A 14435-nucleotide genomic window follows, 5' to 3' on the forward strand; every position below is an offset into this window, starting at 1 on the left:
CTTCATGGAACGTTTCAACGCGCTGCGCGATCAAAAAGCCTATGCGCTCATCGTGGAAGAACTGCCCTACATCAAGCTGATGGGGGTGGAGCTGGGCGAGGACGAGGCCGGCGAGCTGTTGTTTCAGCTGCCCTTTTCCGAGCGCAACGTCGGCAACACCGCCTTGCCGGCGTTGCACGGCGGGCTGATCGGCGGCTTTCTGGAAAGCTCGGCGATGCTGCACCTGATGTGGAACCGGGAATCGCTGGAAACGCCGAAAATCGTCGATTTCTCGCTGGACTATCTGCGTCCGGGCCGGCCGCAAACCCTGTACGCCAAGTGTGAGATCACCAAGCAGGGCAAGCGGGTGGCCAATGTGCTGATCGAAGCCTGGCAAGAAGACCGGCGAAAGCCGGTTGCCGTGGCGAGAGCCCACTTCCTGCTTAGTCAGTAAGCTATAACAAAGGCCCGGCGCTTAGCGATCGGGCCTTGTCGCATACCAAGGCCCGAAAGTTCGCCGGTGCGGGCGCCAAGGGCCGTCAACGCAAATAGAGGATGAACATGGCCAAAGTGTACAACTTCTCCGCCGGCCCCGCCGTGCTGCCGCACCAGGTGCTGGCCGAAGCGCAAAGCGAAATGCTGGACTGGCACGGCTCCGGCATGTGCGTGATGGAAATGAGCCATCGTGGCAAGGAGTTCATGGAGATCATCCATGACGCCGAGCATGATCTGCGCGAGCTGATGGGCATTCCCGCCAACTACAAAGTGCTGTTCCTGCAAGGCGGCGCCTCGCTGCAGTTTTCCCAGGTGCCGCTGAACCTGCTGGGCGAGCGCGACAGCGTGGACATCGTCAACACCGGCCACTGGTCCAAGCTGGCGATCAAGGAAACGCGCCGCTACGCCAAGGTGAACGTGGCGGCCAGCAGCGAAGACCGCAATTTCGCCTACGTGCCGGACGAAGCCGGCTGGCAGCGCGATCCCAAGGCGGCCTATCTGCATTACACCTCCAACGAGACCATAGGCGGCCTGCAATTCCCCTTCGTGCCGCAAAGCCTGCCGGACGTGCCGCTGGTCTGCGACATGTCCTCGGACTTCCTGTCGCGGGAAGTGGACGTCAGCCAGTTCGGCCTGATCTACGCCGGCGCGCAGAAAAACATCGGCCCGTCCGGCCTGGTGGTGCTGATCGTGCGCGAAGATCTGCTGGGCAAGGCGCGGGCCGATTTGCCCACCATGCTCAACTACCAGGTGCACGCCGACGCCGATTCCATGTACAACACGCCGCCCACCTTCCCGATCTACATCTCCGGCCTGGTGTTCAAATGGCTGAAGGAGCAGGGCGGCGTCAAATCCATCGCCACCCGCAACGAGGAAAAGGCCGGCTTGCTCAATCATGTGATCGAGTCCAGCGGCGGCTTCTACCACACTCATATCGACGCGCCGTTCCGCTCGCGGATGAACGTGGTGTTCCGCTTGAAGGAAGAAGCGCTGGAGGAGACCTTTTTGCTGGAAGCGCGCAAGAACGGCCTGATCCAGCTGAAAGGACACCGCGCGGTGGGCGGCATCCGCGCCTCCATCTACAACGCGATGCCGATCGAGGGCGTCAAATCGCTGGCCAACTTCATGCAGGACTTCGCCCGCATGCACGGCTGAGCCGTAGCGCACGCCTTCCAGCCCGCCGTCAGGCGGGCTTTTTCATGGCGGAGGCGAACGAAGCCGCCGCGCCGCGGTCTATCCCCGGTCGCCGCCGAATGGCCGGCGGCCGGCAGCCAAGAACAGGAGTGAAATGATGAAATCCGCCGTATTCGCCGTACTGGCCCTGAGCAGCGCGGCCGCGCTGGCCAAACCGCTGACCTTGCCGGAGATCCCGGCCGGACAGCGCCAGATCGTCAACTACGTCTGCGCCGACGGCGCCAAGCTGACGGTCAAGTATTACAACGTCAAGAACGGCCAGAGCTTCGCCGTATTGCCGATCAAGGGCAAGACCATGCTGCTGAGCAATGTGCTGTCCGGTTCCGGCGCCAAATACGCGGCCGAGCAATACAGCTGGTGGACCAAGGGGCCGGAAGGCTCATTGCGCGACGAAATCGCCGACAAGGCCTTGCTGGACGACTGCAAGGAAAGCCGGCGCTAAGAGCCGGGCCTCAGACGCGCGGCAGATCGTAAACAGGTTCTAAGGCGCCGCGTCGGCGTCGGGCGCCGCCGCCCGCGCGGCGTCCAGTTCCGGGCGCAGCAGAAACTCGCGCAGCGGCATCGGCCGCGCAAACAGATAGCCTTGCAGCCAGCCCACGTCCAGGCGGGTCAGGTAGGCGCGCTGGGCCTCGGTTTCCACCCCTTCCGCCACGATTTCCAGTTTCAATTTGTGCGCCAGCTCCGCCACGCTGTCGACAATGTGGCTGGACGGCGCGTCTGCGCCTATGCTGGCGGTGAAGCTCTTGTCTATCTTGATGCCGTCCAGCGGTAGCTGTTGCAGATAGACCAGGCTGGAATGGCCGGTGCCGAAATCGTCTATCGCGATCTTCACCCCCAGTTCGCGCAGCCGCGCCAGCCGCGCGCAGGCCTCCGGCGTGGGCTCCACCATCTCTCTTTCCGTCAGCTCCAGCACCAGATTCAGCCCCCCGGACGGGAAGTGGGCGAGAAATTGCCGGCAGTCCCCCAGCAAGACGTCGTCGCGCAGATGAGCGGCGGTGATGTTGATGCCCAGGTGAAATTGAGGCGGCAGCCGGCTCCGTCCCAGGGTCCGCGCCAGTTGGCGCATCATCTGCCGCGTCATCGGCACGATCATGCCGCAATCCTCGGCGCGAGGAATGAACAGGTCCGGCCGGATCAGGCCGTCGCGCGGATGGCGCCAGCGCATCAGCGCCTCCGCGCCTTGCCAGCCCAGCCCGTCCGAGCGCACCACCGGTTGCAAAAAGGGCTCGAACTCGCCGTTGTCCAGCGCGCGCTGCAATTCCACGGTGGGCGAGGCCGGCCGGTTCAGCTGCCAGCGCAGCGCGGCGGCCAGCACCAGGCCCAGGGCCGCCATGCTGAGAAACACCAGCTCGTAGCTGTTGGCCATCTGGCGGTACAGGTCGCGGTGGTTGAAGCCGCTGATCACGGCATAGGGGTGGCGGGGGGAGGCGCGTTCTATGGTGAGCAGATCGAAGGACGGGCTGGGGTTGAGGTGCACCGCGTGGTCCGGCCCTATCCAGTGCGGACCTACGCGCATATAGACCGGACTGTAGTCGCTGGCCATGTCCAGGCTGAACTGCAGATGCACGCCGTCGATGGCGATGTAGATGGCCGTCGGACCCGCTTGTTTGCGGTAGATGATCAAGGGCCGGTCCGGCGTCAGCTCGTTGCCGGACATCAGGCGCAGCTCGGTGGCCGACCGCGGCGTGTCCGGCGGCGAAATCTGCCGGTGGTAGACGCCGAACAGCGAGGAGCAATAGAGAATGCCGTCGCGTTCCAGGGTGACGCTGCGGATGAAGGGCACGATGGTGACTTGTTTGCGCAGCGCCTGTTCAATCCGCGAACACGGCTGGCCGGTCAGCGGAGCGACGGTGACGGTGGCCTGTTCCGCGTAGTCCAGCATCAGATCCAGCATGTTTTCCGCCTGGCTCGTCTGCAGGGTGGCCTGCTGCCGCAGCCGGTTGCTTTCCTGCCAGTAAACGATGGGGGTGATCACGGCCAGCGGCAGGAGCGCGGCGACGCCGATCAACAGCCAGCGGCTGATGCGGGCGGGCAGGGTGAGGCGGCGGGACATCATGGCGCGGATGCGGAAGTCGGCATGGTTCATGATATACGAGGGCCGCCGCCGTTGCCGGGCCGGCTAGCGCTCCGCCGCTTCCGGCTGCGACAGGTAGACCAGGCTGAGCAGGATGAAGCCGATGAAGGCGTAGGCCTTCATCTGGCCGTTCCACTGGCTGGCCCACATCGCGAAGTATTCTCCGCCTATCACCGCGAAGCCGGTGTACCAGACCAGCAGCGCCGGAACGCAGCCCAGCGTGAACAGCGTCTTGCCACGCAGATAGGCGTCCTCGCGTCCGCATAGCGCGCCGCGCAGCATGGCGCAGCCGCCCCAGGCGCAGATCAGGCCGAACAGCAGCTCGCCGGCGATGATGGCCAGATAGGCGGCCTGCTGCAAGCCGGGATCGGTGATGGCCCGGCTTTTCAACGCGTGGCCGCTAAACCAGGGTTCCATGCCGTCCATGGCCAGCACATGGCGGACGAACTGCCAATTGCTGTCGTAGTCCAGCATATTGCCGCTGGCCGCCAGCAGGCCGAACAGGGCGATGGAGAGCGCGAGCAGGCTTTTCAGGCCTTGCTGGGCGCGGCGCAAAGAGGGCAGATGCATGGGATTTCCTTATCGTGAGGGATGGGGCGATTGTGCCAGCGCGGCAAGACGCTGGGAATGGCCGGCGCCGGCGTAAAAAAACCCCGCGCAAGCGGGGTTGGGATGGCTTTGGAGCACTGGCTTAGAACCAGCGGCCGTAGCGTTTGATGTAAAGGGTTTTGACGATCTGGGTCAGCGTCATATAGCCCAGCATGGTCGCCAGCAGCCACCAGAAGTAGCTGGGGTCCAGCTTGACGAAGCCGATGCTGTCCGCCAGCGGCGAGAACGGCAGGTAGCAGCCGATGGCGATGGCCACCGAGGTGGACAGCAGGACCGGCAGCGAGGCGGTGCTTTGCAGGAAGGGGATCTTGCGCGTGCGCAGCATGTGCACCACCAGGGTCTGCGACACCAGGCCTTCGATGAACCAGCCGGAGTGCATGATGCTGGCGCCGCCGTCGCTGACGCCGTGGGCCAGGCCGGCGTAGTAGGCCGCGCCGGCGCCGAACACCGTCCACATCAGCGTGTAGGTGGTGATGTCGAACACCGAGGAGGTGGGGCCCAGCCACAGCATGAAGCGCTTGATGTTGTTGGCTTCCCACTTGCGCGGCTTCTTCAGAAACTCCGGATCCATCTTGTCCCAGGGCAATACCATCTGCGATACGTCGTAGACCAGGTTCTGGATCAAGAGGTGCATCGCCAGCATCGGCTCCCAAGGCAGCCAGGCCGAGGCCACCAGCACCGAGAACACATTGCCGAAATTGGAGCTGGCGGTCATGTTCAGGTACTTGAGGATGTTGCCGAAGGTTTCCCGGCCTTTGATCACGCCTTCTTCCAGCACCATCAGGCTCTTTTCCAGCAGGATGATGTCGGCGGTTTCCTTGGCGATGTCCGCGCCGCTGTCCACCGAGATGCCGACGTCGGCGTCGCGCAGCGCCGGCGCGTCGTTGATGCCGTCGCCCAGGAAGCCCACGGTGTGGCCGTTGGCCTGCAGGGCCTTGACCACGCGGGACTTCTGCAGCGGAGTCAGCTTGGCGAAGATGGTGGTGTGCTTGACCGCGCTGCACAGCGCCACGTCGTCCATCGCCTCGATGTCCTTGCCGATCAAGGGCACGCCGGGGCTGAGGCCGACGTCGCGGCACACTTTGGCGGTGATGATGGGATTGTCGCCGGTCAGCACCTTGACCGCCACGCCGTATTCCTTCAGCGCGCGGATGGCCGGCGCCGCGGAGTCCTTGGGCGGATCCAGGAAGGTCAGGAAGCCGCGCACCACCAGCTGGGCCTCGTCATTGGTCTTGTAGTTGCGCTTGGCTTCTTCGGCGGGGATGTCGCGGGTGGCGACCAGCAGCACGCGGTAGCCTTCGGCGTTGTAGTCCTGGCTGCGCTTGAGCAGGGCGGCGCGCTCCTCGGCGGTCAGAGGCTTGATCTGCGAACCGTCCTGAACATGGCTGGAGACGGCCAGCATTTCCTCCACCGCGCCTTTGGAGATCATCAACTGGCGGCCGCGCTGGTTTTCCACGATCACGGACAGGCGGCGGCGCACGAAATCGAACGGCATTTCGTCCACCTTGTTGTAGCCGTCCGGCTTGACCCGGCTGCCCAGTTCGTCCGCGTGCTCCACCACGGCAATATCCATCAGGTTCTTCATGCCGCTCTGGTGGAAGCTGTTCAGCCAAGCCAGTTGCAGCACGCCTTCGTCTTTGAGCCCATGGATATTGTAATGGTGTTCCAGGATGATCTTGTCCTGGGTCAGGGTGCCGGTCTTGTCGGTGCACAGCACGTCCATCGCGCCGAAATTCTGCACCGAGTTCAGCCGCTTGACCACCACCTTGCGCCGCGCCATCGCCACCGCGCCCTTGGCCAGGTTGGCGGACACGATCATCGGCAGCATTTCCGGGGTCAGACCCACGGCCACCGCCAGCGCGAAGGTGAGGGCGGACATCCAGTCGCCCTTGGTCAGGCCGTTGATCATGAACACCACCGGCACCATCACCAGCATGAAGCGGATCAGCAGCCAGGATACGCTGTTGACGCCGCGGTCAAAGCTGGTTTCCACGCGCTTGTGGCTGACCACGCTGCGCGCCAGCGAACCGAAATAGGTGTCGGTGCCGGTGGCCACCACGATGGCGGACGCCTTGCCGCTGACCACATTGGTGCCCATGAAGCAGACATTGGGCAGGTCCAGCAGATCGGCGTCGCCCTTGGCCTGGCCGTTGGCGGATTTCTCGGCCACCGCGCCCAGGGTGTCGTACTTCTCCACCGGCAGCGCTTCGCCGGTCAACACCGCCTGGCTGATGAACAGATCGCGGGATTCGATCAGCTTGATGTCGGCCGGAATCATGTCGCCGGCCTGCAGGTGGACGATGTCGCCCACCACCAGCTCGCTCATCGCGATTTCCTGGCGGATCGGGCTGCTGCCGTTGGCCGGGCGCCGCTGCGCGGTGGCGGTGTTGCGCACCAGCGATTTCAGCTTTTCCGCCGCCTTGGCGGAGCGGAATTCCTGCCAGAAACGCAGCAGGCCGCTGATGCCGACCATGGTCAGCAGAATGATGATGCCGGTCCATTCCTCGTCGCCGGGGCTGGCGAAATAGACATCGGTGAAATAGCTGATGGCGGCCAGCACCATCAGCACCACGACAAAGGGGTTCTTGAACGCTTGCGCCAGCTGGATCAGCGGGTGCGGAGCCTTGTCGTGGGCCACCTCGTTGGGTCCGAACTGGGCGTAGCGCTGATGCGCCTCCGCCATGGTCAGACCGTCCTGGTGGCCGCGCACGCGTTGCAAGGTTTCTTCCACGGAGCTTTCGGCTTCCTGTACCGCGCGGATAACCGGTTTTTCCTGTTTTGCGCCTGGGGTGGCGACATAGCCTTTCAGCTTGTGTCGGCTGCTAGTGTGTTTCGTCATTGTTTCGTCTCCTGCGCGCCTGTTTCGCGCAGAGCGGCCGGGCCTGTTCAGGCCGGCCTGGTGTCTGGCGGACGCAGCACGGCGGGTGTTGCGGATGTTCCGGGTTGTTGTTTTGCGCCCGCCTGCGTTGTTGTCGGTGTGTGCAGGGCGGGCGGTAGCGGGTAACTGTCGTCGGTCATGGTGTTTCCTTCATGTGGGCTTGAGGCCCGCGCCGCCGTGGCTGGGCGGCGCGGGAGGGTGAATCAGGATTGGGCCAGCGGACGGACTCCGGCGGACCACTCGGGCCGGACCTGGCCGGGCAGGATGTCCAGCCGGACCCGGGCCAGCGGCAGATTGCCGAGCCGCTGCATGACGGCTTCCAGGAAATGCATGGAGGCGTCGCCGCGGGAACGGAACTCGGTGGCCAGCATCCAGTTGGCCGGCGCGCCGGAGGCGTGGCATTCGCCGGCCAGCAGGGTTTCGTTCCAGCTGGACACTTTCAGCCCGTGGCCTTGGGCGGCGGCGCGGATTTCCCGGCGCGCGGCCTTGACCGCTTGCGTGGGGCAGATGACCGACAGTTGATAGCGCTGCGGCCGGATGTTGTGGCGGATGATGTCGTTCATGGCGATCTCCTTGCGATCCGGCTTCCGTCGCGTGCGGACGTGCCGGCCCTGCCTGGCGGCATGCGATGACAGGGTTGTTTTTGACGGTGGCGAGGCGCGCGGGCCTATCCCGCCGCCGTCAGGCGGAGGAGATCAGGCGGTGCGGGCGGCCTCGGGTCTGCAAGATCGGGGTTCCGGTTCTTCAGACATGGCTGGCCTTTCTTGGCGGTGGGGTTGAACTCAATGGACGCTCAGGCGCTGGCCGCCCAGCGACGGGGCGTGGCCCGCGTCTCCGGTTTGCGGCGCCCCCAGCGGACGCGGTGAATCTCCGGCATCTTGCTCAGGCGCAGCGCCATTTCATTGAAGGCGCGGCGCAGGGCGACCGGGCAATCCAGGCGCACGCTCAGGCAGGCTTGTCCGGAGGCGGCGGCCGGGGTGATGGCGACGTGGGTCGCCGCCAGGCCCAGGGTGTGCATTTCCCAGAAGAGTTGTTTGCGCAGCGCGGTAATGACCGGGATGTCGCAAATCACATTCAGGTGGCAGCTGGTTTCGTCTTGGCGTTTGCTTGGATTGCGCGCGAGATAATTGAATAACCAAGCCAGTTTATTGTGGCGCATATTTGACTCCCTCATTTTCATTTTGAAAATGCGACGGACAGCATTATTCCCTTTCTGTGTTTTATAGACGCAGAAATAAAAATAATTTAATGGTCGATTGCGATGGTCGGCGGCGGCTAATTGGCCGGTCCCGTTGTCGCAATAAGGGAGGGGCTCAGATCAGCAATTCGCCAAGGGCCGGCGCGGTCGCGGTTCAGGGTCTTCTATCAACATCGGAACCTCCTGCTGGCTGGCAGCGTTTGCGTTTATTAGGATCGCGCGGACATGGCCGCGCGCGGGAAGTCGGGGTGGGTTCAGTGCGCCAAATGAGCCCGTTGGGCCAGCAAAAAGGCGCGGTTGGGCACGCGCGGGCGCTGCGCGTGGCGCGCCCAGTGAACCCGGTTGACCTGGGGCAGCTGGCAAAAATGCGCGGCTAGCTGGTTCAGGCAACGGCTGGCCACGTCCGGACAGGCGAAGAGCACGCTCAGACAGGCCAGGTCGTTGTCGCCGGCGGTCAGGGCGATGCGTTCCACCTCCAGGCCGCGGGCGTGCAATTGCTTGGCCGCTTGCACGCGCAGCATGGTCAGGTCCGCATGGACGCAAAAAATGTTCAACTGGTAAACGGCGGCCGGGGCGGTGGTTTTGCCTGGGCGCAGCAGGGCTGCCAGTTTAGTGATCAAGCGCATGATGATTCCTCCCATTGGCGATGCAAGGAGGACGCGACGAAATCCGAAGGCAAACGCCGTCAAAGGGAATCCGTGCGCAATCAGGCGGCAAGCCGCCTGCGCGGCGCGAATCTGGGGATGTCTGAAAAGCTTGGCCGTTCGGCCTGGGGTCCGGCTCGCACTGGGCCGCGCGCTAGGCGGGTCGCTGATGTGCGTTGTTGCCGAATTTTAGACACCACACCCTGTCATTGCAGGATGTGGCAGAGAAAAGGTTCTGCTAAATCCTGCAAGACGGCGTTGCGATACAAGATCGACTACTTCCGTCGTTGTCCACGATGAACCTTTGCAGTATTTGAGATGCCCGGATTATAGGGGGCTTTACGAGGATAGGCAATCCTGAATCAAACTTTTTTACATTTTTGTGTGCGGCGCAACACTAAATAAGCCATGGGCATGGGGTGGAATGAAAAACGGCGTCGCAATGCCTGAAGCCGGGTCTTCAATGCGGCGGATATTCGCCGTTTATTAATATAAGAAACGGTTCAAAGTCTCGCGAGCCAGAACAAGACAAGGCGAAAACGAGCGTAAGAGCGGAATTGCTCGTGGCGCATGAGCATGTTGAGCTCGCACTCACCCTGCAAGGCTTCACGAAGCGCTGCGGACTTGGAGCCGGTTTCAGCAGGAATCAATCGTCGCCGTAAGCGTAAGGCCCGCCTTTTTCCAGCGCGGCCCGATAGGCCGGCCGCGCATGGACGCGGCGCAGGAAGTCCAGCGCATGCGGATGTTCCCGGTTCAGATAACCGCGCGCGCGCGCGGCTTCCAGCGGAAAACTCATCTGGATGTCGGCGGCGCTGAAGACGGGGCCGGCGAACCAGCCGTGGCGGGCCAGGCAGCGGTCGGCATGGCTGAGCAGCGCGTCCAGCTGTGGTTGCAGATAGGCGCGGCGGACGCCGGCGGCCAGTTTGCGCGCCAGCGGCCGCAGCAGCCAAGGGACCGGCGGCCGGTCCAGCCGCGAGAACACCAGGCTCATCACCAAGGGCGGCATCAGCGAGCCTTCGGCGTGGTGCAGCCAGAACAGGTAATCGCTGTGCTCCGGCGCGCCGGCGGCGGGCTTGAGCCGGCCTGAGCCGTAGGTGTCCACCAGGTAGTCGACGATGGCGCCGGATTCGGCCAGGGTCAGCTCGCCGTCGCTGATCACCGGGGACTTGCCCAGAGGGTGCGCCGCCTTGAGTTCCGGCGGGGCGAGCAGGGTGAGCGGATCGCGCTGGTAGTGCTGAATGCGGTAGTGCAGGTTCAGCTCCTCCAGCAGCCAGAGCACGCGTTGCGAGCGGGAATTGTTCAAGTGGTGGACGGTGATCATGGGCGGGTTCTTCCATTGCGCCGGAGCGCGCTAGATGGGGAGCCGGCTGCCGGCCTTGACTTCGCGCAGCGCCAGGCTGGAGTGGATGGAGTGCAGGCCTGGGGTGCGGCGCAGCACGGTTTCGATGAAGTCGCTGTACGCGTCCAGATTGGGCGCGACCACTTGCAGCAAATAGTCGGCGTCACCGGTGATCTTGTGGCAGGACAGCACCTCCGGGCGCTCCCGCATCCGGTCTTCAAAACGATTGGGCGCGTCGTCGGCGTGCTGGCCGAAGCTGAGCCGGACAAAGGCCAGCACATCATAGCCCAGCTTGCGGCGGTCCAGATTGGCCTGGTAGTCCTTGATGTAGCCGGCTTCCTCCAGCCGCTTCAGCCGCCGCCAGCAGGGGGTGACGCTGAGGGACAGCCGTTCGGCCAACTTGGGGTTGGACATCGCTCCGTCCTGCTGCAGCAAGCGCAACAGAGTCAGATCCGTATCATCCAGCGGAGTTTTGAGTCTATTCATGCTCAACAATCGCTTTCAATATTTTTTTCTTGCTCCAGATTAGCGCCGAAGGCGGGGCAAAAGCAAAACTATTCCAGCGGCCGCGGCGCATACTGGGGCCTTGCCTTATTCAAGCGAGACAACGAGGAGGGACGGCGATGTTGACGATTTACAGCGACGCGCACCATCTGCACCATGGTTGCGAGTTGAAAGACGGGGTCTTGATGCCCTGTTTCGAGCAGCCGGGGCGCGCCGACACCATCTTGGCGCGAGTGAGGGCGACGGGGCTGGGCCCGGTGGCCGCGCCGAGCGAATACGACAGCGAACGCTACGCCCGCGTGCACAGCCGGCGCTATGTACGTTTTCTGGAACGGGCCTGGGACGAATGGACCGCCGCCGGCCGCAGCCACGACGCCTTGCCGCTGATCTGGCCGGTGCGCGATCTGCGCGGCGACATCGAACCCGAATTCATCGACGGCAAGCTGGGTTTTTACGCGATGGACGCCGGGGTGGCGATCACCGCCGGCACCTGGAGGGCGGCGCGCGCCAGCGCCGACGTGGCCTTGACCGGCATGGACGCCTTGCTGGCGGGAGAGAAGAGCGCCTTCGCGCTGTGCCGCCCGCCCGGCCACCACGCGGCCGCCGAGTATATGGGCGGCTACTGCTATCTGAACAACGCGGCGATCGCGGCGCAGTCTTGCCTGGACGGCGGCGCGGCCAGGGTGGCCTTGCTGGACGTGGACTACCATCACGGCAACGGCGGGCAGAGCATTTTTTACGAGCGCGACGATGTGATGTTTCTGTCCTTGCACGGCGATCCCAAATCCTCCTACCCGTATTTTTCCGGCCATCGCGACGAGCGGGGGCGGGGCGCCGGCCTGGGCTTCAATCACAATTACCCGCTGCCGCACGGCACCGGCTGGCCGGCCTACGGCGAAGCCTTGCGCCACGCTTGCGGGCAAATAGCCGCTTATGCGCCGGACGCGCTGGTGGTGTCGCTGGGCGTGGACACCTTCAAGGATGATCCGATCAGCCAGTTCCGCCTGGAGAGCGAAGACTTCCTGCGCCTGGGCGCATGCATCGCCGAGCTGGGCTTGCCGACGCTGTTCGTGATGGAGGGCGGTTATATGGTGGACGATATCGGCGTCAACGCGGTGAATGTGTTGACGGGCTTCCAGGCGGGCGGCGTAGGCGTTTGACCTGGGTCAGCCCGGCGGCGAATAAATCGCCGGGCCGCCGGCCGGCAAGCCGAACTTGTGAAAAAAATGTAAAAAGCATAGAGTGGCGGGTGTAAAATTGCTTACACCCGACAACTTCAGAGTTATTTCTCATGAAAAGCGGCCATCCCGACTCCGCAGATCGAAGTCCCAGCGCGTTTTATCAGCATTTTTCGCCCAACCTGCCCCTGGCGGGCAAACGCCATGTCAAATGGCGGCTCAGCGCCCGACAGGAGGAAGTCTTGCTGCATGCGGCGTTGATCGCCTGTATCGCGCTGGTGGGGCTGTTCGCCTATCTACGCCACTAAGCGCCCGTTCCAAGGAATCCATTCAAAGTCCGCCGCGCTTCGTGAGGCGTGGCGCGGCGAGCGCCGGCGTTCGGCATGCTCGCGCGCCCCTCGTATATTCCGCTTTCTCAGCCGCAACGCCTTGTCTAGCTTTAGCTAGCGAGATCGTAAACACGTTCCAAGGCCCGCCGGCAAAGCCTTATCCTGCGTTGCGCAGAGCGAGGCGGGGCGGATTTTGAACGGCTTCTAAGCCGGCTGCGCCTGTTCCGCGAGATCGATTTCGCGTCGCAGCTGTTTCAGCGTCGGCGTCACGATGGCGATGAAGCTGGCCTCGCGCAGCCGGCGCTGCGCCGAATGCGACAGCAGAAAGCCGGCCGCGCCGGCGTGCAGCTGAGCCGACATCGCCGCGCGCAGGCACAATTCGCCCACCGCGGCGCGCAAGCGCAGCACGCTCAAGGGTTGAACCTGGCCCGCCTCGGCCTGAGGCGCCAGCGTTTTCGCCTCGCGCCACAAATCGGCCAGTTCGGCCGCCAGATCCTGATACGAGTGGTCCAGCCAGCGATTCTGCTCGCCGTCGCGCAGATTGGCTTCCTGGATGTCGTCCAGGCAGCCTTGCACAATGCCCAGGCCCGCCGCCGCCTGCGCCAGCACGAAGCCGGGGCGGACGCGCCGTATGAAGGCGGCGAAGTCGGCCGGTTCCGCCGCCACCCGCTCGGCGGGCACCAACACCTTGTCCAGCCTCACGCTCAATGTGCGGGTACCGGCCATGCCGGCGGTGGGCGGCCCGTCGCAGAGCCGTACCCCCGGCGCGTCGCAATCGGCGACGAAGACCAGCTTGCCGCCGTCCGAAGCGGCCGCCGCCGCGGCGAACACATGGCCGCCGCCGATATTGGACACCCAGGGCAGATCGCCGGATATCCGATACCCGCTGGGGCAAGGTTCGGCATGCAGCCGCAGCGGCTCAAGGCCGGCCAGGTGCTTGATCGCGTTGGACAGGCCGGGGCCGCCCAGGCGCCGGCCCGCGGCCAGTTCCGTCATCAGCGATCTCAGCTCCGCCCGCGGCGCCGCGTGGCGCAGCAGCCATACGCTGGCGCTCTGGCACCAGGCCAGAAAAGCGGTGCTGCCGCAAACCGCGCCGACTTCGGCGATGGCCGCCATCGCCGCGACCAGGCCCGGCCCGTCGCCGGCTTCCGTCGGCAACAGGGCCGCGTAGGCGCCGTCTTCGCCCAGGCCGCGCAATATCTCCTCCGGATAATATCCTTGCTGGTCGATGGCGGCGGCCAGCGGCGACAGTTGCAGGCGGACGCGTTGGTCTACGCGGCGGAGCAGGGCGAGGGATTCGGCTTGGTGCATGGCGCGGGGAGGGGCGTGGTTGATTTCAGCGGCATTCTGGGCGGGATAGACGGCGCTGTCTATGTGTACAGCATGACATCTGTCCTTGCCGATTGAGCGCGCGGCGGAACTTGTCCACGCCATCGCGGCTCTATCTTTTTTTTTCATTGACACCGTTCCCGCCGCGCTTTGGCGCGGGTAGTTCATAAGCGCGGAACGGGGAAAGGTTCCGATGAGCGCATCTCCCATTCTATCTCTTGGCCTGCTGCTGGCCGCGCTAGGCCTGGCAGGCCCCAGTCTGGCGCTGGACCTGGACCTCAAGCCGACGCCGCCCGAAACGGCGAGCCCCGCGGCCAAGCCGCCGCCGGGCTGGAGCCTGGGCTACGACAGTAAACGCTTCAGCTATCCGCCGTCCGAGCGCACCCGCCTGCTGGCGGACCAGGCGCTGCGCAGCAAGCAAGAGCCCAAGACGCCTGTGGACTGCCAAAGCCATCCCGGCTATGCCTATTGCCAGCCCAAGGGCGCCGAGCGCGCCTACGCCTCCGCGCCGCCCCAGCCCATGGGTAGCGCCAAGCTTTGCGATCAGGACCCTTATTCGCCGCAATGCGCGGACAGCGCCTTGCAGCTGCATACCCGCAACAGCAATTGCGCGCCGGACGACAGAAACTGCCAGGGGCTGGGTCTCAGCCTCAAGTGGGGCGACTGAGCCGAGGTCCGGGACTGG

At 64.3% G+C, this 14435-nt stretch carries 15 protein-coding genes; 6 read left to right on the forward strand and 9 right to left on the reverse strand.

What is annotated here, in order from left to right:
* The first annotated feature begins 4 nt into the window (after positions 1 to 4).
* The 3 genes from QUG03_RS07460 (at position 5) to QUG03_RS07470 (ending at position 2110) form a co-directional block, all read left to right on the forward strand.
* Positions 5 to 433, forward strand: coding sequence for a PaaI family thioesterase (locus QUG03_RS07460; protein ID WP_371926199.1), 429 nt, complete (start codon positions 5 to 7; stop codon positions 431 to 433).
* Positions 434 to 540: 107 nt separating this feature from the next.
* Positions 541 to 1629: a 3-phosphoserine/phosphohydroxythreonine transaminase gene (serC, locus tag QUG03_RS07465; protein ID WP_107801767.1), complete on the forward strand. Its 1089-nt coding sequence runs from the start codon at positions 541 to 543 to the stop codon at positions 1627 to 1629.
* Between the two features lie 136 nt (positions 1630 to 1765).
* A complete protein-coding gene (locus tag QUG03_RS07470) occupies positions 1766 to 2110 on the forward strand; it encodes an MliC family protein (protein WP_199225858.1) in 345 nt (114 codons plus the stop codon).
* 39 nt (positions 2111 to 2149) lie between these two features.
* Here the strand turns inward: QUG03_RS07470 and QUG03_RS07475 are convergent, their stop codons facing one another.
* From QUG03_RS07475 to QUG03_RS07510, 8 genes are all read right to left on the reverse strand, one after another.
* Positions 2150 to 3754, reverse strand: coding sequence for an EAL domain-containing protein (locus QUG03_RS07475; RefSeq protein ID WP_500819740.1), 1605 nt, complete (start codon positions 3752 to 3754; stop codon positions 2150 to 2152).
* A 33-nt stretch (positions 3755 to 3787) separates the two neighbouring features.
* The gene (locus QUG03_RS07480) at positions 3788 to 4312 is read right to left on the reverse strand and encodes a DUF2165 family protein (protein WP_488906187.1); all 525 of its coding nucleotides are present in this window, start codon (positions 4310 to 4312) and stop codon (positions 3788 to 3790) included.
* Between the two features lie 121 nt (positions 4313 to 4433).
* A complete protein-coding gene (mgtA, locus tag QUG03_RS07485) occupies positions 4434 to 7190 on the reverse strand; it encodes a magnesium-translocating P-type ATPase (protein ID WP_107799184.1) in 2757 nt (918 codons plus the stop codon).
* Between the two features lie 242 nt (positions 7191 to 7432).
* Complete coding sequence (locus QUG03_RS07490) at positions 7433 to 7792, reverse strand: hypothetical protein (RefSeq protein ID WP_107799183.1); 360 nt, start codon at positions 7790 to 7792, stop codon at positions 7433 to 7435.
* 230 nt (positions 7793 to 8022) lie between these two features.
* Positions 8023 to 8388: a hypothetical protein gene (locus QUG03_RS07495; RefSeq protein ID WP_107799182.1), complete on the reverse strand. Its 366-nt coding sequence runs from the start codon at positions 8386 to 8388 to the stop codon at positions 8023 to 8025.
* A gap of 293 nt (positions 8389 to 8681) precedes the next feature.
* Entirely contained in the window at positions 8682 to 9053 is a 372-nt protein-coding gene (locus QUG03_RS07500; RefSeq protein WP_048414716.1) for a hypothetical protein, read from the reverse strand.
* A 664-nt stretch (positions 9054 to 9717) separates the two neighbouring features.
* A complete protein-coding gene (locus QUG03_RS07505; RefSeq protein ID WP_227108252.1) occupies positions 9718 to 10392 on the reverse strand; it encodes a glutathione S-transferase family protein in 675 nt (224 codons plus the stop codon).
* Between the two features lie 30 nt (positions 10393 to 10422).
* Entirely contained in the window at positions 10423 to 10896 is a 474-nt protein-coding gene (locus QUG03_RS07510; protein ID WP_227108254.1) for an Lrp/AsnC family transcriptional regulator, read from the reverse strand.
* 137 nt (positions 10897 to 11033) lie between these two features.
* Here QUG03_RS07510 and QUG03_RS07515 point away from each other — a divergent pair, with 137 nt between their 5' ends.
* Positions 11034 to 12074 carry a histone deacetylase family protein gene (locus tag QUG03_RS07515; protein WP_500819741.1) on the forward strand — a complete coding sequence of 347 codons (1041 nt, stop codon included), beginning with the start codon at positions 11034 to 11036 and terminating at the stop codon, positions 12072 to 12074.
* A 131-nt stretch (positions 12075 to 12205) separates the two neighbouring features.
* Complete coding sequence (locus tag QUG03_RS07520) at positions 12206 to 12400, forward strand: hypothetical protein (RefSeq protein WP_107799178.1); 195 nt, start codon at positions 12206 to 12208, stop codon at positions 12398 to 12400.
* A 225-nt stretch (positions 12401 to 12625) separates the two neighbouring features.
* On the opposite strand, the gene QUG03_RS07525 is transcribed toward QUG03_RS07520, so the two are convergent.
* Positions 12626 to 13732: an acyl-CoA dehydrogenase family protein gene (locus tag QUG03_RS07525; protein ID WP_158274271.1), complete on the reverse strand. Its 1107-nt coding sequence runs from the start codon at positions 13730 to 13732 to the stop codon at positions 12626 to 12628.
* A 211-nt stretch (positions 13733 to 13943) separates the two neighbouring features.
* Between QUG03_RS07525 and QUG03_RS07530 the strand changes: the two genes are divergently transcribed.
* On the forward strand, positions 13944 to 14417 hold the full coding sequence (locus QUG03_RS07530) for a hypothetical protein (RefSeq protein ID WP_107799176.1): 474 nt from the start codon (positions 13944 to 13946) through the stop codon (positions 14415 to 14417).
* Positions 14418 to 14435 lie beyond the last annotated feature (18 nt).

It is taken from the genome of Chromobacterium sp. CCUG 30098, assembly GCF_059916605.1.